Source organism: Curtobacterium sp. MCBD17_030 (assembly GCF_003224255.1).
GTDB lineage: Bacteria > Actinomycetota > Actinomycetes > Actinomycetales > Microbacteriaceae > Curtobacterium.
The window spans coordinates 385,047-404,084 of record NZ_QKLI01000001.1 but is presented as its reverse complement, the minus strand read 5'-3'; the positions used below and the strand labels follow the sequence as shown (position 1 = coordinate 404,084).

18 protein-coding genes are annotated in these 19,038 nt (G+C 69.5%); 9 read left to right on the top strand and 9 right to left on the bottom strand.

What is annotated here, in order from left to right; genetic code table 11:
- Nucleotides 1-26: 26 nt before the first annotated feature.
- Complete coding sequence (gene deoC / locus DEI89_RS01835) at nucleotides 27-773, bottom strand: deoxyribose-phosphate aldolase (protein ID WP_258368622.1); 747 nt, start codon at nucleotides 771-773, stop codon at nucleotides 27-29.
- A 42-nt stretch (nucleotides 774-815) separates the two neighbouring features.
- Between deoC and DEI89_RS01830 the strand changes: the two genes are divergently transcribed.
- From DEI89_RS01830 to DEI89_RS01815, 4 genes are read left to right on the top strand one after another with little or no spacing between them, the layout of a single operon-like run.
- On the top strand, nucleotides 816-2,348 hold the full coding sequence (locus DEI89_RS01830) for an SDR family oxidoreductase (protein WP_110902303.1): 1,533 nt from the start codon (nucleotides 816-818) through the stop codon (nucleotides 2,346-2,348).
- On the top strand, nucleotides 2,345-2,971 hold the full coding sequence (locus tag DEI89_RS01825) for a GDSL-type esterase/lipase family protein (protein WP_110902302.1): 627 nt from the start codon (nucleotides 2,345-2,347) through the stop codon (nucleotides 2,969-2,971). The genes DEI89_RS01830 and DEI89_RS01825 overlap by 4 nt, the downstream gene beginning before the upstream one ends.
- Nucleotides 2,968-3,444 (top strand): DUF6804 family protein, encoded by a 477-nt coding sequence (locus tag DEI89_RS01820; RefSeq protein WP_181421454.1) that lies wholly within the window; start codon nucleotides 2,968-2,970, stop codon nucleotides 3,442-3,444. Before DEI89_RS01825 ends, DEI89_RS01820 begins: the two co-directional genes overlap by 4 nt.
- Before the next feature lie 26 nt (nucleotides 3,445-3,470).
- Complete coding sequence (locus tag DEI89_RS01815; protein ID WP_258368621.1) at nucleotides 3,471-5,066, top strand: stealth conserved region 3 domain-containing protein; 1,596 nt, start codon at nucleotides 3,471-3,473, stop codon at nucleotides 5,064-5,066.
- Between the two features lie 265 nt (nucleotides 5,067-5,331).
- On the opposite strand, the gene DEI89_RS01810 is transcribed toward DEI89_RS01815, so the two are convergent.
- The 5 genes from DEI89_RS01810 to DEI89_RS01790 form a co-directional block, all read right to left on the bottom strand.
- Nucleotides 5,332-6,291: a phosphodiesterase gene (locus DEI89_RS01810; protein ID WP_110902301.1), complete on the bottom strand. Its 960-nt coding sequence runs from the start codon at nucleotides 6,289-6,291 to the stop codon at nucleotides 5,332-5,334.
- A gap of 203 nt (nucleotides 6,292-6,494) precedes the next feature.
- Nucleotides 6,495-8,186, bottom strand: a complete 1,692-nt coding sequence (locus DEI89_RS01805) for a cytochrome bc complex cytochrome b subunit (RefSeq protein WP_110902300.1) — start codon at nucleotides 8,184-8,186, stop codon at nucleotides 6,495-6,497.
- Nucleotides 8,183-9,250, bottom strand: a complete 1,068-nt coding sequence (locus tag DEI89_RS01800; RefSeq protein WP_110902299.1) for a ubiquinol-cytochrome c reductase iron-sulfur subunit — start codon at nucleotides 9,248-9,250, stop codon at nucleotides 8,183-8,185. The genes DEI89_RS01805 and DEI89_RS01800 overlap by 4 nt, the downstream gene beginning before the upstream one ends.
- Before the next feature lie 33 nt (nucleotides 9,251-9,283).
- Complete coding sequence (locus DEI89_RS01795; protein ID WP_110902298.1) at nucleotides 9,284-10,099, bottom strand: cytochrome c; 816 nt, start codon at nucleotides 10,097-10,099, stop codon at nucleotides 9,284-9,286.
- A 20-nt stretch (nucleotides 10,100-10,119) separates the two neighbouring features.
- Nucleotides 10,120-10,758 (bottom strand): heme-copper oxidase subunit III, encoded by a 639-nt coding sequence (locus DEI89_RS01790; RefSeq protein WP_110902297.1) that lies wholly within the window; start codon nucleotides 10,756-10,758, stop codon nucleotides 10,120-10,122.
- 70 nt (nucleotides 10,759-10,828) lie between these two features.
- Here DEI89_RS01790 and trpD point away from each other — a divergent pair, with 70 nt between their 5' ends.
- Nucleotides 10,829-11,893 (top strand): anthranilate phosphoribosyltransferase, encoded by a 1,065-nt coding sequence (trpD, locus tag DEI89_RS01785; protein WP_110902296.1) that lies wholly within the window; start codon nucleotides 10,829-10,831, stop codon nucleotides 11,891-11,893.
- Nucleotides 11,894-12,047: 154 nt separating this feature from the next.
- On the opposite strand, the gene glpK is transcribed toward trpD, so the two are convergent.
- Nucleotides 12,048-13,559, bottom strand: a complete 1,512-nt coding sequence (glpK, locus tag DEI89_RS01780) for a glycerol kinase GlpK (protein ID WP_110902295.1) — start codon at nucleotides 13,557-13,559, stop codon at nucleotides 12,048-12,050.
- Nucleotides 13,560-13,731: 172 nt separating this feature from the next.
- Nucleotides 13,732-14,406, bottom strand: a complete 675-nt coding sequence (locus DEI89_RS01775; protein WP_375334544.1) for an MIP/aquaporin family protein — start codon at nucleotides 14,404-14,406, stop codon at nucleotides 13,732-13,734.
- 419 nt (nucleotides 14,407-14,825) lie between these two features.
- On the opposite strand from DEI89_RS01775, the gene dhaK reads away from it, so the two are divergent.
- From dhaK to dhaM, 3 genes are all read left to right on the top strand, one after another.
- A complete protein-coding gene (gene dhaK, locus DEI89_RS01770; protein ID WP_110902293.1) occupies nucleotides 14,826-15,827 on the top strand; it encodes a dihydroxyacetone kinase subunit DhaK in 1,002 nt (333 codons plus the stop codon).
- 62 nt (nucleotides 15,828-15,889) lie between these two features.
- Nucleotides 15,890-16,516, top strand: coding sequence for a dihydroxyacetone kinase subunit DhaL (gene dhaL / locus DEI89_RS01765; protein ID WP_110902292.1), 627 nt, complete (start codon nucleotides 15,890-15,892; stop codon nucleotides 16,514-16,516).
- Nucleotides 16,513-17,238 (top strand): dihydroxyacetone kinase phosphoryl donor subunit DhaM, encoded by a 726-nt coding sequence (gene dhaM, locus DEI89_RS01760; protein ID WP_110902291.1) that lies wholly within the window; start codon nucleotides 16,513-16,515, stop codon nucleotides 17,236-17,238. The genes dhaL and dhaM overlap by 4 nt, the downstream gene beginning before the upstream one ends.
- An 83-nt stretch (nucleotides 17,239-17,321) precedes the next feature.
- Here dhaM and DEI89_RS01755 read toward each other — a convergent pair whose 3' ends face one another.
- A complete protein-coding gene (locus tag DEI89_RS01755; protein WP_375537604.1) occupies nucleotides 17,322-18,266 on the bottom strand; it encodes a helix-turn-helix domain-containing protein in 945 nt (314 codons plus the stop codon).
- Between DEI89_RS01755 and DEI89_RS01750 the strand changes: the two genes are divergently transcribed.
- Nucleotides 18,265-18,945 carry an SDR family NAD(P)-dependent oxidoreductase gene (locus DEI89_RS01750; protein WP_110902290.1) on the top strand — a complete coding sequence of 227 codons (681 nt, stop codon included), beginning with the start codon at nucleotides 18,265-18,267 and terminating at the stop codon, nucleotides 18,943-18,945. The genes DEI89_RS01755 and DEI89_RS01750 overlap by 2 nt on opposite strands.
- Nucleotides 18,946-19,038: the final 93 nt, after the last annotated feature.

Below are 19,038 nucleotides of genomic sequence, written 5' to 3'. Positions count from 1 at the left end.
GGTGAGGTCGGTCGGGGGAGAGGGGCTCAGTAGGACGAGGTGTCGTCGCCGCGATCCGAGGCCGCACCGGTGGCGACGCGGTGCGCGACCTCGTCGAGGATGCGAGCGGAGGCGCTGGTGCCGATACGGTTCGCGCCGGCCCGGACCATCTCGAGCAGGGTGTCGAGGCCGCGGACGCCGCCGGAGGCCTTCACACCGGTGTCGGGACCAACGGTCTCGCGCATCAGACGGATGTGCTCGGCGGTCGCGCCACCACCGGCGAAGCCGGTCGAGGTCTTGACGAACGCGGCACCACCGGCGACGGCGGCACGGCTGGCGGCGACGATCTCGTCGTCGGTGAGGTACGCGGTCTCGAGGATGACCTTGACGACGGTGTCCCCGGCGGCATCGACGACGGCGCGGACGTCACGCTCGACGCGCTGCCAGTCACCGGACTTCGCGGCGCCGATGTCCTGCACCATGTCGAGCTCGAAGGCCCCGTCGGCGAGGGCCTGCAGCGACTCGGCGACCTTGGCCGCGGTCGAGGTGGTGCCGTGCGGGAAGCCGATCACGGTGCCGACGCCCACCCCGGTGCCCTGCAGGCGCTCGACGGCGTGCAGGACGTCACCCGGACGGACGCACACGCTGAACACGCGGTGCGCGGCGGCCTCGTCGAGCTGCGCATCGACCTCGGCGCGGCTCAGCTCGGGCTTGAGGACCGCGTGGTCGATGAGTCGACGCACGGCATCAGCAGTGACGGCTTCGGTGTTGTCGGGGAGCGCTGCGTTGTCCACCCGGCAAGCCTACAAGCAGGCGTGAGGCGTACCGTGCGGAGCATGCGCGTCCTCGTCACCGGGGCCACCGGGTACATCGGTGGTCGACTGGTCCCCAGACTCCTCGATGCCGGGCACGACGTCCGGGTGCTCGTCCGCAACCCACGGAAGCTCCAGGACGTCCCCTGGGCGGACCGGGTGACCGTCGCCGAGGGGGACCTGCAGGATGCCGACGCCGTCGCCGGCGCCGTCGACGGGATCGAGGCGGTCTACTACCTCGCCCACGCCATGGGAGCGGACGGCGACTTCGAGCAGGCCGAGCGCGACGCCGCCCAGACCATGGCCCGTGTCGGTCACGAGGCCGGAGTGCAGCGGTTCGTGTACCTCGGCGGTCTGCACCCGGACGGCGACCTCAGCAAGCACCTGCGCAGCCGGAAAGAGGTCGGGGAGATCCTCCTCGGCTCCGGTGTGCCGACCGTCGCGCTGCAGGCCGGCGTCGTCATCGGTTCAGGCAGCACGTCGTTCGAGATGATCCGTCACCTGACGGACGTCCTGCCGTGGATGCCCGCGCCGCGCTGGGTGCGGAACCACATCCAGCCCATCGCCGTTCGCGACGTCCTCTACTACCTGGTCGAAGCACTCACGATCCCCGCCGACGTCAACCGCGCGTTCGACATCGGCGGGCCGGACGTGCTCCGGTACGGGCAGATGCTCAACGGCTACGCGGTCGAGGCGAAGCTGCCGCAGCGGCCGATCACGGTCCTCCCGGTCCTCACCCCGCGACTGGCGGCGCACTGGTTCAACGTCGTGACGCCGATCCCGCGGAAGCTCGCGACCCCGATCATCGAGTCGCTGCAGTTCGAGTGCGTCCAGCGCGAACACGACATCGACGACGTCATCCCGCCGCCGGAGGGCGGACTCACCTCGTACCGCCGAGCGGTCCGGCTCGCGCTGGCGAAGATGCGCAAGGGCGACGTCGAGACGAGCTGGCGGAACGCGACGCTCTCGAGCGGGTCGGCCGATCCGCTGCCGAGCGACCCGGACTGGGCAGGCCACACCGTCTACGTCGACGACCGCAAGCGGCACTCGTCCGCCCCGCCGGAGGCCGTGTGGAGCGTCGTCGAGTCGATCGGGGGCGAGAACGGGTGGTACTCCTTCCCGCTCGCCTGGGTCGCGCGCGGTTGGCTCGACAAGATCGCCGGTGGCGTCGGCCTGAACCGCGGCCGTCGCGACCCGAAGCGTCTCGAGCAGGGTGACGCGCTGGACTGGTGGCGCGTCGAGCGGCTGGTACGCGGTCGGTACCTGCGCCTCCGGGCCGAGTTCAAGTCGCCGGGCCGCGCCTGGCTCGAGATGACCGTCACCCCGTCGGACGACGGCGGCAGCGACTACCACCAGCGAGCGATCTACTTCCCCCAGGGCCTTGCCGGGCGGCTCTACTGGTACGGCATCCTGCCGTTCCACGGGGTGATCTTCCCCGGCATGGTCGAGCGGATCACCGCCCGGGCGGAACGGGAGGCGCACCGCACGGACTCGACGCAGCGCAACTCCACGTACCAGAATGACGACGCGCAGCCAGCGCACGAGGAGGCGGCATGAGTGACGACGGCACGGACGGCGGCAGCACGGGCGGCGACCGCTCGGACGGCGGCGGTGTCCTGTTCCTGGGTGACAGCATCACCGCGGGCGGCGCATGGGAGCAGTGGCTGCCGGACGAACGGACGATCAACCTCGGCGTCGACGGCGACACCACCGATGGCGTCCTGGCACGCCTGGACGAGGTCGTGCAGGCCGCACCCGAGGTCATCGTCCTCCTGATCGGCACGAACGACTTCGGCCACCACCGTGCCAGCGCCGAGCACGTCGTGCGGAACGTCGAGTCCGCCCTGGTGAGCCTCCGTCGTGCGCTGCCGGGCGTCCGACTGCTGCTGGTGTCGATCCTTCCGCGGCAGGCCGAGTACACGCAGAAGATCGAGCAGGCGAACCGGCACCTCCGCCAGTTCGTCGCCACCTGCCACGCCCAGTACCTCGACGTCTGGCCTGCCCTGGCCGACGGGGACCACCTCGACGAGCGGTTCACCGACGACGGGTTGCACCTCGACGAGGACGGGTACCGCGCCTACGTCGCCGAGCTCGTTCCGGCGCTCGAGCGTGTCCGTGAGTTGCCGCCGATGTCCCGGCCGATCTCGCTGGCGGACCTGCGCGACGCCCAGGACCGATGACGGGACGGAAGGGACGGCCGGCGATCGGGTCCTCGCAGCAGGCGACCTCGTCTCCGAAGGCGTCGTCGCGGCAGGCGTCGTCGCAGTCCAGGGCTGCTCGCCCGTCTCCCGGCGCCACTCGCAGGAGCGGGTCGGACCGCGACGGACGGACCCTGCCGGACTTCACCCGGCCGGCCCTCGCACCGTCGCTCCTCGCGGCCGTGGTGCTCCTGGCCTGCGTGGCGTTCCTCGACTCCTCGGCGTTCGTGTTCGCGCGATGGGGCGTCACGGTGCTGGCACTCATCGTCCTGGTGTTCGCGATCCGCGGACGCGTCTGGTGGGCGGCAGTCCTCACGGCCGCCGTCGCCGTCTGCTGGAACCCCGTCGTGGTGCTCCCGATCGCGGGGCAGCTGTGGGCGGCGCTGCAGCTCGTGGCGGCGGCGCTCTTCATCGTCGTCGGGATCGCGGTCAAGGTCCCGCGCTCGGCGGACTGACGCCGCGCCTCCCGGTAAGATCGCACATGCTGTGCATCGAGTACGGCGGCGTGACCTGGAAGGCATGGATGAGCAACGAGACCGAGCCGGTGACCGAGAGTCCTCTGCTGACCCCTCGACCGTCCTCCGGCGGTCTCGACCGTCCTGACGTCGTCCTCCGCAAGGGACGCCTCACTCTCATCAACGGGCACCTCACGCCCCAGCAGTCGATGATCGAGGACCTGCTGTTCCTCGACGACGCCCTCACCGCCGGCGACGTCGACCACCTGCTCATCCGCGGGAACGACCAGCGTCCGGTCATCGCCGTCGACGAGCGCGACCGCCAGCGGGCCGAGAGTGCCGTGATGGACGCCGCCGCCGGCGAGCCGTTCTACGCGAAGCCGCCGGGCAAGGCCGCCCTGCTCGTCGTCGACGACGGCTTCGGAGCGGCCGACGAGCCCGTCCTCCGCCTGTTCCGTCCGCGCCTCGAGCCGATGGGCCGCCTGCGGTACGGCGCCGAGACGAGCGTGCAGCTCGAGTTCTGGCGTGTCACCGAGACCGAGGTCCTGGCACCCGTCGAGAACGCCCTGATGCGACGCAGCCTGCCGATCGAGGAGTTCGTCCTCGTCGACATCGAGCGCTACGGACGCGGCTGGTCGACCGTCGAGCACATGTTCGACGACCACGTCTCCGACATCCGGTTCCCCATCGACATCGTCTTCTCGTGGGTGGACGGCAACGCGATCGAGTACCAGCGCGCCCGTCAGGCCGCGCAGGCGAACGCCGTCCTGGGGGAGGGCGACGACGCCCCTGCCCGCTTCCGGCAGATCAACGAACTGAAGTACGCGCTCCGGTCGGTCCACATCTTCGCGCCCTGGATCCGGCGCATCTACATCGCGACCGACTCTCCGGCTCCCGAGTGGCTGGCTGACCACCCGAAGGTGCGCATCGTCCGCAGCGAGGAGTTCTTCGCCGACCCCTCGGTCCTGCCGACCCACAACTCGCAGGCCGTCGAGGCGCAGCTGCACCACATCCCGGGGCTCAGCGAGCACTTCATCTACTCGAACGACGACATGTTCTTCGGGCGCCAGGTCGACCCGTCGATGTTCTTCAGCCCGGGATCGGTGACGAAGTTCATCCTCGCGACCACCCGGATCGGGCTCGGGACGAACAACCCGGCACGCAGCGGGTTCGAGAACTCGGCACGGGTGAACCGGAAGCTCCTGCAGCAGCGGTTCGGCGCGGTCACCACGCGACACCTGGAGCATGCCGCCACGCCGCTGCGGAAGAGCATCATGACCGAGATGGAGCACGAGTTCGCGGCGGAGTTCGCCGCGACCGCCGGCTCCCGGTTCCGTGCGGCGGACAACATCTCCGTGACGAACTCGCTCTACCATTACTACGCGCTGCTCACGGGACGGGCGATCATCCAGGAGAACGCGACCGTCGGGTACATCGACACGACGATGGAAGCGGGGCTCCGGGAGCTCGACGAGCTGTTGAAGAAGCGGAACGTCGACATGTTCTGCCTGAACGACGGCAGCTTCCCGGAGGTGAGCGACGAGGAGCGTACCGAGCGGGTCACCGACTTCCTCGAGCGCTACCTCCCCTTCCCGGCCCCGTGGGAGCGACCGGGCGCTTAGGACGCGCCAGCGGCCTTCCCGGTCGCTCCGGGCGAGCCTGCGAGCACGGCGCCGGAGCCCAGCCACTTCCTGAGGGGCGCTCCGGGCGAGCCTGCGAGCACGGCCGGACCCCCGCCATCCCCGGAGCGTCGCTCCGGGCGAGCCTGCGAGCACGGCGCCGGACCCCAGCCATCTCCTGAGTCGTGCTCAGGGCGAGCACGGGGCCGGGGCCCAGCAATCTCGTGGGCCCGCTCCGTGCACGGCCTCCAGGCGCCCACCCACGCCCTCACCGGTGGATCGGGGACACCGGTACCGAGTCGAGGGTGAACACCGGCATGGAGGCCGTGACGGGCGCCGGCTCGACGGCTGTCGGGATGACGACCCCGGCAGCAGCGAGGCGCGCTTCGACCTCGACGGAGGACACGGCTTCGCCGACCGTCGCGTAGGTGCCGATCGGGACGACCGAGTGCACGACCTGGTGTCCGTAGACGTGCATGAGGTTGAACGACTGGGCGCCGTCCCGTCCACGGGTGCCGCCCTGGAACTCGTTGAGGTCCTGCGTGTAGCAGGTGGCGCTCGCGACGGAAACGGGGATGCCCGCGAACACGGCGCTCGTCGAGTAGTGCAGGTGCCCGGCGATGATGGTCAGGATGTCGCTGCCCTCGACCACTTCGGCGAGAGCCGGCTGGTCGCGGAGCTCCACGAGGACGGTGAGGTCCTGGACACTCGGGACGGGCGGGTGGTGCATCGCGAGGATCGTGCCGTGCGGTGCTGCTTCGGAGAGGACCTCGGCGAGCCAGTCGAGCTGTTCCGGGGAGACCTCGCCGTGGTGGTGTCCGGGGACGCTCGTGTCGAGGGTGATGATGCGGAGACCGTTGACGTCGTAGACGAAGTCGACGGGACGGTCGGTGGGCTGCAAGCCGAAGAGCTCTTGCCGGAAGGCGCCGCGTTCGTCGTGGTTGCCCATGGCCCAGATGACCTGGGCGCCGAGGCGTTCGGCGGCGGGTTCGATGATGTCTCGGACCTTGACGTAGGCACCTGGTTCCCCCTTGTCCGCGACGTCGCCCGTGATGATGATCGCTTCGGGGCGTGCTCCGGAGGCTTCGATCTCGGCGATGATCTGGCCGAGCCGTGCGGTGGAGTCGACGGCTCCGTACAGCGCGCCGTCGCCGGCGATGAGGTGGGTGTCGCTGAGGTGGAGCAGGAAGTGGTTCGGCCTGGGGTGTTCGGCCGTCCGGGCGTCCATCGGTCTCTTCTTCCGTTGGCAGCGGGTGCGTGGTGCAACACAGTGCCACACCGTCCTCGACGATTCCAGCACCCACGTCTGAACGCCCCGTGAACCGGGGCGGCGTGTCCGATGTCCGCGGGGTGATGCGAACGCGAACACCCCCCGACCACGAAGTGGACGAGGGGTGTTCGCGTTCTTGCCGAGGAGTGTTACCGAGGAGACTAGTGCGACCCGGCACCGACCTGTGGGGCCTGGTGGGTCCCCTCCAGGTCGGGACCGTGGTGCGCGGCGTGCGCGGCTTCGAGCTCGTTCTTCGACACCGGCTCGATGCGGTCTTCGAAGAAGAAGCGGGAGGCGCGTGCACGAGCCTTCTGCAGCGAGGTGATGCGACCACGGGAGTCCGGGCGGATCATCAGCGGCTTGTAGTCGTTGAACTCCAGCAGACGCCAGCGCTCGTACTCGTCGAGCTGCTCGTGCACCTCGATGTACTCACCGTGCGGCAGTCGGACGATGCGGCCCGACTCGTACCCGTGCAGGACGATCTCGCGGTCCTTCTTCTGCAGTGCGAGGCAGACACGCTTGGTGATCCAGAAGGCCACGAACGGACCGAGGACCGTCGTTGCCTGGAGCACGTGGATCACGTGGTTGATCGACACCATGAAGTGGGTCGCGATGAGGTCGGACGACGCCGCGGTGAACAGCGCACCGTAGAGCGTGATGCCGGCGACGCCGAGAGCGGTCCGGGTCGGGGCATTGCGCGGGCGGTCGGCGATGTGGTGCTCCCGCTCGTCTCCTGTGACCCAGGCCTCGATGAACGGGTACACGAAGATCGCGATGATCAGACCCATGAGGATCGCGATCGGAACGAGGATGTTGAACGAGATCGTGTAGCTGAACCAGTTGACCTCCCAGTGCGGCGGCACCAGACGGAGCGCACCGTCCGCGAAGCCGATGTACCAGTCGGGCTGGGTACCGGCGGACACGGGGGAGGGGTCGTACGGGCCGTAGTTCCAGATCGGGTTGATCGTGAAGAACGACGCGATGGCGGCCAGGATGCCGGCGACGATGAAGAAGAAGCCACCGGCCTTCGCGGCGAACGCCGGCAGGATCGGGACGCCCACGACGTTGTCGTTGGTCTTGCCCGGGCCCGCGTACTGGGTGTGCTTGTTGATCACGACGAGCACGAGGTGGACACCGAGCACTGCGACGAGGATCGCCGGCAGCAGCAGGATGTGCAGCGTGTAGAGACGGCCGACGATGTCGGTGCCGGGGAACTCGCCGCCGAAGAGCAGGTAGGCGATCCAGACACCGATGACCGGCACACCCTCGATCATGCCGACGATGATGCGCAGACCGTTGCCGGACAGCAGGTCGTCGGGGAGCGAGTACCCGGTGAAGCCCTCGGCCATGGCGAGGACCCAGAGCACGAAGCCGAAGACCCAGTTGAGCTCACGCGGCTTGCGGAACGCGCCGGTGAAGAAGACGCGCGCCATGTGGAGCATGACGGAGGCCACGAACAGCAGGGCCGCCCAGTGGTGGATCTGTCGGACGAACAGGCCGCCGCGGATCTCGAAGGAGATGTTGAGCGTGGACTGCAGAGCGGCCGACATCTCGACGCCCTTGAGCGGGACGTAGGGACCGTTGTAGACGACCTCGGTCATCGACGCCTGGAAGAAGAACGTCAGGAAGGTCCCGGAGAGCAGGACGACGACGAAGCTGTAGAGCGCCACCTCACCGAGCATGAAGCTCCAGTGGTCGGGGAAGATCTTGCGACCGACCTCCTTCACCAGTCCGGAGATGCTCGTGCGCTCGTCGATGTAGTTCGCGGTGTAGTTGATCAGGCGCGAACCACGGTCAGGAGCCGGCTTGTTCGCCGACTCGGTGGTGGGGGTGGTGGTCGTTGTGCTGCTCATGAGCGGGCACGCTCCCAGAAGGACGGGCCGACCGGCTCGTGGAAGTCGCTCTGTGCGACCAGGTAGCCGTCGTCATCGACCGAGATCGGAAGTTGGGGAAGGGGGCGGGCCGCCGGTCCGAAGATGACCTCGCAGTTGTTCGAGACATCGAAGGTGGACTGGTGGCACGGGCACAGCAAGTGGTGCGTCTGCTGCTCGTAGAGCGCGACCGGGCATCCGACGTGGGTGCAGATCTTGGAGTAGGCGACGATGCCGTCGTAGCCCCAGTTCTCGTGGCCCTTGGCCGGGTTGAGGTCCTTCGGGTCCAGGCGCATCAGCAGGACTGCCGCCTTGGCCTTCTCTTCGAGCATGTGCTCGGAGTCGAGCATGCCCTCGGGGATGACGTGGAAGACCGAACCGATGGTGACATCGGACGCCTTGATCGGCAGACCCGTCGGGTCCTTGGTGAGGCGGAGGCCCGACTTCCAGAAGGTGTGACGGAGCAGCTCGTTCGGGTCTTCCTTCGGCGCGAGGTCGCGCACCAGGACGATGCCGGGCAGGGGGAAGGCCACCAGGGCACCGATGAGTGAGTTCCGGATCAGCTTGCGACGGCTGAACCCGGACTCCTTGTCGGCGAGCTGGAACGCTTCGACCGCCTTGGCGCGGGTCGCGTCGGAGCCGCGCGTGGTGTGGCGCATCTCGGTGATCTCGCGGTCGGAGACGAGCGTCTTCGACCAGTAGACGGCACCGATGCCCAGCGCGAGCAGGGCGAGCGTGATGGCGAGCCCGAGGAAGAGGTTCGCGGTGCGGACCGAGCCGAAGTCGTCGGAGTCGATCGGGAAGGCGATGTACGCCGCGATCGAAAGGACGCTCGCGACGATCGACACGTAGAAGAACGTGGCGACCTGGCGCTCGGCCAGACGCTGCTTCTTCGGGTCGACGTCCGTACGGCGGCCACGGTGCGGCGGCTCACCCGGGTTCTCGAACGGGTCGTGCGGCAGGACCGCGGTCCCGACCGGCTGGTTCGCGTCGTGCCTCTCGACAGCCGAGGACGAGTTCAGTGCCTCGTCGTCGTGCTCTGCCATGGTGTTCCCTTCAGTGTCGTGCGACACGGACGATCAGTTGGTCTTCGCGGTCAGCCAGACGGTCATCGCGACGACCGCGCCGAGTCCGAAGATCCAGATGAACAGACCCTCGGCGACCGGGCCGAGGTCTCCCAGGGCGAAACCGCCGGGAGACTTGTTGTCCTGCACGTACTTCAGGTACGTGATGACGTCGGCCTTCTGGTCCGGGGTCAGGTTCAGGTCGTTGAACACCGGCATGTTCTGCGGGCCGGTGAGCATCGCCTCGTAGATGTGCTTGCCGGACACGTCGCGCAGGTTCGGTGCGTACTTGCCCTCGGTCAGCGCGCCACCGGCACCGGCGACGTTGTGGCACATCGCGCAGTTGATGCGGAAGAGCTCGGCACCTTCGGCAGCGTCACCCTCTGCGCCGTCGGTGAGCTTCGACGACGGGACCGACGGGCCCGGGCCGAGGGAGGCGACGTAGGCCGCCATGGCGTCGACCTGCTGGTCCGTGAACTGCTCGGGCTTCTCTTCACCCTGCGGGCCCTGGGCGGCGAGCGGCATGCGGCCGGTCCCGACCTGGAAGTCGACCGCTGCCGAGCCGACACCGATGAGGGACGGGCCTTCGCTGGTGCCCTGTGCCGACAGCCCGTGGCACGTGGCGCAGTTCGACGCGAAGAGCTTCTGACCCTCGTTGACCTGGGACTGGCTGGATGCGGCAAGCGTGGTGTTGGTGCTGTCGTCGGCGTTGGCCGACGTGCTGAACAGTGCGTACGCACCACCGGTCGTCATGAGGGCGACGGCGAGCAGGGACACGGTCGCCAGGGGGGAGCGACGGCCCTTCTTGTTCTTCTTCGATGTGTTGAACATGCTGTGGGGCTGCCTGATTCTCACTTGAGGAGGTAGATGACGGCGAAGAGACCGATCCACACGACGTCGACGAAGTGCCAGTAGTACGACACCACGATCGCGGTGGTGGCTTCCTTGTGCCCGAAGTTCTTCGCGGCGAACCCACGCCCGAGCGTGAGGAGGAAGGCGATGAGACCGCCGGTCACGTGCAGACCGTGGAAGCCGGTGGTCATGTAGAACGCGGAGCCGTAGGCGCTCGAGGAGAGCGTCATGCCCTCGTGCCAGAGGTTGGCGTACTCGAAGATCTGCCCACAGACGAAGATCGCGCCCATGCAGTAGGTGACGAAGAACCACTCCGTCATGCCCCAGTCCTTGGGGTTCCAGCTGGTCCGGTGCACCTGGAACCGCTCGGCGGCGAAGACCGCGAACTGGCAGGCGAAGCTCGACAGCACCAGGACGATGGTGTTCACCGATGCGAACGGCACCTCGAGCTTGGCGCTCTCGGTTGCCCAGAGCTCGGGGGAGGTGCTTCGCAGCGTGAAGTAGATCGCGAACAGGCCGGCGAAGAACATGACCTCGCTGCCCAGCCACACGATCGTCCCCACGGCAACGGGGTTCGGCCTGTTCAGGACCGGACCGCTGACGGATCTGGAGAGAGGGGTGCTTGTCACGTCTTCCATTATGGCGGAAACCCCCGACAGTGTTTTCGCAGGCAACTGGCGGGTCCTCCAGAATCAGTACGATCGAGCCATGTCTGACGCACTCTCCTGGCCCTCGGTGATCAGCGCGCTCATGGCGCGCGAGGACCTCTCGATCAGGCAGTCCACATGGGCCATGGAGCAGATCGTGCAGGGCAAGGCGACCTCCGCCCAGATCGCCGCCTTCGCCGTGGCCCTCCGCGCGAAGGGCGAGACGGTCGACGAGGTCGTCGGTTTCCGGGACGCGATCCTCGACGCCGCCGTGCCGCTCGACGTCGACCCGATGGCCCTCGACATCGTCGGGACGGGCGGGGACGTCGTCGGCACCGTCAACATCTCGACCATGGCCGCGATCGTCATCGCCGCGGCGGGTGTGCCCGTCGTCAAGCACGGCAACCGGGCGAGCTCGTCCAAGTCCGGGTCGAGTGACGTGCTCGCCGCCCTCGGCCTCGACCTCACGATGGACGCCGCGCGTGTCGCCGAGACGTTCCGGCGTGTCGGTCTGACCTTCGCGTTCGCCAGCGCGTTCCACCCCGGATTCGCCCACGCAGGCCCGGTACGCCGCGAGATCGGCGTACCGACGGTGTTCAACTTCCTCGGCCCGCTGGTCAACCCGGCGCGCTGCGAGGCGAACGCCGTGGGCGTGGCGCAGCTCGAACTCGTGCCGATCATCACCGGCGTGTTCCAGACCCGGGGTGCGACCGCGCTCGTGTTCCGCGGCGACGACGGACTCGACGAACTCACCACCACCGGCCACAGCCACATCTGGGAGGTGTCCGGCGGGCGGATCACCGAGCACGACCTGGACCCGCGCGACCTGGGCATCGCCCGGGCCCGGATCGAGGACCTGCTCGGCGGCGAGCCGGCGGAGAACGCGGCGATCGTCCGGACGGTGCTGGCCGGCGAGACCGGACCGGTGCGCGACATCGTCCTGCTGAACGCGGCGGCCGGCCTGGTGTCCTTCCGTCTCGCGCAGGACCCGACCGAGGCCGACCGTCCGATCCTGCAGCGCTTCCGCGAGCAGCTGGTCGTCGCGTCGGGTTCGATCGACTCCGGCGCCGCCACGCGCAAACTGGACGAGTGGGTCGGCGTGGCCCCCGCCTCCGGCCCGGCCTGAGACGCCGGCGCCGACGCGGGACGCCGCCGAGTACCCGAGACGCCGAGGCGTCTCGGCAGGAGGCGCACACGCACGCACACGCAACGACGGGAGGCCCGTACCGGTTCTGCGGAACCGGTACGGCCTCCCGTCTGGAGCGGTCAGGCGACCCGCGTCAGCGGACGTCCTCGTCGACCCAGTCGAAGGTCTTCGTGACGGCCTTCTTCCAGAGGCGGAGGGTGCGCTCACGCTCGGCGGCGTCGAGCTGGGGCTCCCAGCGCTTGTCCTCCTGCCAGTTGGCGCGGAGCTCGTCGAGGTTGGCCCAGAACCCGACGGCCAGGCCGGCGGCGTAGGCGGCCCCGAGCGCCGTGGTCTCGGCGACCACCGGGCGGACCACGGGGACGTCGAGGATGTCGGCCTGGAACTGCATGAGCGCGTCGTTGGCGGTCATGCCGCCGTCGACCTTGAGCTCCGTGAGCTCGACGCCGGAGTCGGCGTTGACGGCGTCCAGGACCTCGCGGGTCTGGAGTGCCGTCGCCTCGAGGGCCGCACGGGCGATGTGCCCCTTGTTGACGTACCGGGTGAGGCCGACGAGCGCGCCGCGGGCGTCCGGACGCCAGTACGGCGCGAAGAGCCCCGAGAAGGCCGGGACGAAGTAGACGCCGCCGTTGTCCTCGACCGTGGTGGCGAGGGTCTCGACCTCGGGCGCGCTGCCGATGATGCCGAGGTTGTCGCGGAGCCACTGGATGAGCGAGCCGGTGACGGCGATGGAACCCTCGAGCGCGTAGTGCGTCTCCTGGTCGCCGAGCTTGTACCCGACGGTGGTGAGCAGCCCGTTCTCCGAGCGGACGATGTCCGTGCCCGTGTTGAAGATGAGGAAGTTACCGGTGCCGTAGGTGTTCTTCGACTCGCCCTGGTCGAACGCCGCCTGGCCGAAGGTCGCCGCCTGCTGGTCACCCAGGATGCCGGCGATCGGGACCTCGCGGAGGAGGCTCGAGGACTCGACGTGGCCGTAGACCTCGGAGGAGCTGACGATCTCCGGGAGCATCGACTTGGGCACACCGAAGTCAGCGAGGATGTCGTCGCGCCACTGCAGCGTCTCGAGGTCCATGAACAGGGTGCGCGAGGCGTTCGTGACGTCGGTCTTGTGGACGCCGCCGTCCGTGCCACCGGTCAGGTTCCAGAGGACCCAGGTGTCGGTGGTGCCGAAGAGCAGGTCGCCGGCCTCGGCCTTCGCACGGGCACCCTCGACGTTCTCGAGGATCCAGGCGATCTTCGTGCCGGAGAAGTACGTCGCCAGGGGCAGGCCGACGATGGCCTTGTAGCGGTCGGTGTCACCGTCGGCGAGCTTGTCGACGATGGACTGGGTGCGGGTGTCCTGCCAGACGATGGCGTTGTAGACCGCCTTGCCGGTGGTGCGGTCCCACACGACCGCGGTCTCGCGCTGGTTCGTGATGCCGACCGCTGCGACGTCGTGGCGGGTGATGTCGGCACGGGACAGGGCCTGGCCGATGACCTCACGGGTGTTGTCCCAGATCTCCGCCGGGTCGTGCTCGACCCAACCGGCGCGCGGGAAGATCTGCTCGTGTTCCTTCTGACCGACGGAGACGATCGACCCGGAGTGGTCGAAGACGATCGCTCGCGTGCTGGTCGTGCCCTGGTCGATGGCGACGATGTAGTCAGCCATTGGTGCTCCTTACGACGGTGTTCGGTGCTGCGGTCGGGACGGGTCGACCCGGCCGCGGGGGTTCGGGTGGTGCAGCGCGGGGCGGCCGCGCGGGTGGTGGGACGCGGCCGCCACGAGGGAGGTGCAGCGTGGCGGCCGCGTCGGTGGTGCAGAGGTGCTGGTGGTCCGGTGACTACGCCATCGGGAGCAGCGCGCCGGAGAGGATCGCGGCGAGTGCGCCACCGACGAGCGGGCCGACGACCGGGACCCAGGCGTAGGACCAGTCGCTGGTGCCCTTGCCCTTGATCGGCAGGAGGGCGTGCGCGATGCGCGGGCCGAGGTCACGTGCCGGGTTGATCGCGTAGCCGGTGGGGCCACCGAGCGAGACACCGATCGCGATCACGAGGAACGCGACCGGGATGGCGCCGAGTTCGGACGGGGTCTTGCCGTTCGTGAAGGCGAGGACCACGAACACGAGGACGAAGGTGCCGATGATCTCGGTCACCAGGTTCCACCCGTAGTTGCGGATCGCGGGGCCGGTGGAGAAGACGCCGAGCTTCGCCGCGGCGTCGGGCTCCTCGTCGAAGTGCTGCTTGTAGGCGAGCCAGACGATGACGGCACCGATGATCGCGCCGATGAGCTGCGCGAGCCAGAAGAGGAACATCTCGCCGACCGAGATGTTGCCGATGATGGCCTGCGCGAGGCTGACCGCCGGGTTCAGCTGTCCACCGGACTTGTACGACACGGTGACGCCGGCGAAGACCGCGAAGCCCCAACCGATCGTGACCATGAGGAAGCCTGCGCCGAAGCCCTTGGACTTCGTGAGCGAGACCGCGGCGACCACGCCGCCACCCAGGATGATGAGCATCGCCGTGCCGACGAGCTCAGACAGGAATTTGACGCCGATGTCGTCCACCGGTACCTCCGATTTGCTGTGGTCGGGGGCCCCGGCTGAGCACCGGCACTCCCCGTCGAGTGATTGAGCCCGAGCATAGTGCTGGGAATTTCCGGAGGGCGATGGACTCGAACCGCAATCCCGCGAAAGTGAACGGACGTGCACGGGTCCTGGATGCCGAGAGTCGCGGCGACCGGGTCGGAGGGTAGGGCCGGTGCACGAACGTGCACAACGGCGGCACACGTGCCCGCAACTGCCCCTGGTGAGGACACCTCACGGCGGTACAGTGAGCCGAACTCCGGACGACGTCGGCGGTGTGCAGGCGATGGACCCGTGCCGGACATCCGTGTCGTACCCGTGGCACGACCTCGTCACACTCCCGGAGGCGCAGCATGAAGAAGCTCATCAACGACCCGCAGGACGTCGTCATCGAGACCGTCCGGGGGTTCGCCCTCGCCCACGCCGAGCACGTCGTGCTCGTCGAGGACCCGGTCCACCTGTACCGCCGTGACGCCCCGGTGTCGGGCAAGGTCGGCATCGTGAGTGGTGGCGGCAGCGGACACGAGCCCCTGCACGCCGGCTTCGTCGGGTACGGCATGCTCGACGCCGCCGTCCCGGGCCCCGTGTTCACCAGCCCGACGCCCGACCCGATCGTGGCCGCCACCAAGGCCGTCGACGGGGGAGCGGGCGTCCTCCACATCGTGAAGAACTACACCGGGGACGTCCTGAACTTCGAGACCGCCGCCGAACTCGCCGCGATGGACGACGTCCGGGTCGAGAGCGTCGTGGTGGACGACGACGTCGCCGTGCAGGACTCGCTCTTCACCGCCGGTCGTCGCGGGGTCGCCGGCACCGTCGTGGTGGAGAAGTGCGCGGGTGCCGCCGCCGAACGTGGCGACGACCTGGACGCCGTCGCGGCCGTGGCCCGCCACGTCAACGAGGTGACGCGGTCCATGGGGCTCGCGCTGGCCTCCGGCACCGTCCCGCACGCCGGGGAGCCGTCCTTCACGCTGGCCGACGACGAAGCCGAGCTGGGCATCGGCATCCACGGCGAGCCCGGTCGGGAGCGGATCCCGATGGCACCGGCCGACGAACTGGTCGACCGGGTGCTCGAGCCGATCCTGACCGACCTGCACGCACCGGCCGGGGCGCAACTGCTCCTGCTCGTCAACGGTATGGGCGGGACGCCGCAGTCCGAGCTCTACATCGCCTACCGACGGGCCGCCGAGGTCCTCTCGGACCGCGGCTACACCGTCGCGCGTAGCCTGGTCGGCAACTACGTCACCTCCCTCGAGATGCAGGGGTTCTCGCTGACCGTCACGGTGCTCGACGAGGACCTCACGGCACTCTGGGACGCGCCGGTGGAGACGCCGTCGCTCCGCTGGGGACGCTGACACCGCACGACGACTCCGCTCACGACGCCGACCCCCCGGTCGGCCGCACGAAGGGACACACCTTGTCGCTCGACACCGCCTGGGCCATCGACTGGGTCCGCCGCACCGCCGCCACCATCGACGAGCACCGGGCGGAGCTGATCACGCTCGACCGCGAGATCGGCGACGGCGACCACGGTGAGAACCTCGACCGGGGGTTCCGCGCGGTGGTCGTCGCGCTCGACGACGCGGATCTCGAGACCCCGGGTGCGGTGTTCAAGCTCGTCGCGACGAAGCTCATCTCCACCGTGGGCGGCGCGGCCGGTCCGCTGTTCGGTACGGCGTACCTCAAGGCGGCCCAGGCAGCAGGCGACGCCACCGAGCTCGACGCCGACACGCTGGTCGCCGTCCTGACCGCCGCCCGCGACGGCGTCGTCTCCCGCGGCAAGGCCGAGGTCGGCGACAAGACGATGATCGACGCGTGGACGCCGGCCGTCGACGCCGCAGCCGCAGCCGCCGCCGCGGGGGAGACGCCGCAACGGGTGCTCGCGGCCGCGGCCGACGCCGCAGCGAACGGTGCCGAATCGACCGACGAGCTGGTCGCCCGGAAGGGCCGCGCGAGCTACCTCGGCGACCGCGCGGTCGGGCACCGTGACCCCGGGGCCCAGTCGAGCGCCTACGTCCTCCGTGCCGCCGTGGACGCGGCATGAGCGTCGGCATCCTGGTCGTCTCGCACAGCGCCGCCGTCGCGCAGGGCACGGTGGACATCGCACGACAGATGGCCGGCGACGTGCAACTCCTCGCGGCCGGGGGGACCGAGGAGGGCGGCATCGGCACCTCGTTCGAGGCGATCACCGCCGGCATCGAACAGCTCGCCGGGACCGACGGCGTCGTCGTGCTGTGCGACCTCGGGTCGGCCTACCTGACGACGGACACAGCGCTCGACTTCCTGGACGACGAGTTGCGTGCCCGCGTGCACGTCTCGGACGCCCCGCTCGTCGAGGGGACCGTCGCGGCGGCCGTCGCCGCCCAGACCGGGGGCGACGTCGACGCGGTCCTCGCGGCCGCTGCGAGCGCATCCGGGACCACGGTCGGGACCGGCGCCGGTGCGGACGACGCGGCCACGGGCCTCCCGGGAGGCACGCCGCCCGTCTCCGACGCCGGTGCGGCCGACGGGACCAACGTGACCGCCATCGTCGAGCTCGTCAACGCGTCGGGCCTGCACGCCCGTCCCGCTGCGGAGTTCGTGAAGACGGCCGCGAAGCACGACGCCTCGGTCCGGGTGAACGGGGTTGACGCGAAGAGCCTGCTCGCGATCATGGCGCTCGCGCTGCCGAAGGGCGCGACGGTGACGATCGAGGCGTCCGGCCCCGACGCCCGCGACGCGGTCGACGCCCTGGCGGACCTGGTCCGTTCCGGCTTCGGCGAGTAGTCCCTCCCGCAACACGCACAGTCGGCGGATCCTCGCAGCGGTACTGCTCGCGCGGGGCCGCCGACGTTGCGTTCCGCGGGAGGTCAGACGCGCTGGAGGCCCGTGACCCGAAGCAGGTCGAGTCGCGAGGCGTCGTCACTGCCGGGCACCACGGTGTAGACGACGATCCGCAGGTCGCTGCCCGGCACGGAGAGGGTGTCGCAGTCGACCTCGATCGGGCCGACCGGGGTCTGCAGGGTCTTCCGGCTGGTCCGGTGCTCGGCGATCCGCGCCTCGCCCCAGCGCCGTTCGAACTCGGGACTCGCCGACCGCAGGTCCCGCACCAGCTCGGCGAGGCGCCGGTCGTCCGGGTAGCGGCCGAAGGCAGTGCGGAGGTCGGCGGCGAGGTCGGACGCGAACGCCTCGGCGTGGTCGTCGTCGAACTCCACGCCGGCGTGCCCGTCGGTGAAGAACTGCCAGACGAGGTTCACGGAACGACCCTGCCACCGGTCGCCGTCCCCCGTCGCTGCAGCCCACAGGTCGTTGCGGTACAGCAGGTCGTGGCTGGCGGTGAAGACGGCGAGTGGCACGTCCGTCAACCGGTCGACGATCCGCTGAACTCCCGGTGTGATGTGCCGGGGGACGAGCCCGCGCGTCGGGGGAGCGGCACCGGCGACGCGGAACAGGTGGTCGCGCTCCTGCTCGGTCAGGCGGAGCGCGGTGGCCAGAGCGGCGAGCAGCTGCGGTGACGGGTTCGTCGCGCGGCCCTGTTCGAGCCGCACGACGTAGTCGACGCTGACCCCGGCGAGGGCGGCCAGTTCCTCACGTCGGAGGCCCGCGGTGCGTCGTCCGGGGCCAGCGGGCAGGCCGACCTCGGCTGGGGTGACCCGGTCGCGCCAGGACCGCAGGACGTCGGCGAACTCGCTCATGCACACATCCTCGCGCGCTTCGGCCAGCGGACCGTGGTACTGCCAGTCCCAGGGTCCGTGGGACAGCACGTCGAGCGGGGCCTGGGGGACGGCGCGCGGAGCGAGCACGATGGTCCCCATGACCACCACACTCATCACCGGGGCGAACCGCAGCCTCGGACTCGAGACCACCCGCCGCCTCATCGAGGCCGGCCACACCGTCTACGCCGGCGTCCGGAACCCGGAGGACGCCGACGCCGTGCGTGAGCTCGGCGCCACCGTCGTCCGCCTCGACGTCACCGACCAGTCCAGCATCGATGATGCCCTCGCCTCGATCCCCGCGCTCGACGTGCTCGTCAACAACGCCGGCGTCCTGGGCACCTCGTTCGGCGTGGACGACCTGACGGCGGAGGCGATGGCGTCCGTCCTCGACGCCAACGTCACCGGCATCGTCCGGGTCACGCAGGCGGCACTGCCGCTGCTGCGCGCCTCGGAGAACCCCGTCATCGTCAACGTCGCGTCCGGTGTCGGCTGGCCGCGGTTCCTCAGCACGCCGGGCCACGACGAGTTCCACGTGCCGAGCATCCCGTACGCGGCGTCGAAGGCCGCGGTGATCACGCTCACGGTGCAGTACGCGAAGAACCTGCCCGGGTTCCGCGTGAACGTCAGCGACCCGGGCTACACCGCGACGGACTTCAACGGGCACTCCGGCCACCAGACGGTGACCGAGGGGACCGACGCCACGGTCATGCTCGCGCTCCTCGGCCCCGACGGGCCGACGGGGGAGTTCCACAACCGGCACGGGCGCGTCGACTACTGACGTGTCCTGCTGGTGCTGACGAGACCGGTCGGTCCTGACGTGACCGGCTGGCGGGCGTGCCGACTGACGGACGGGAGGCCCGTGGCGACACCG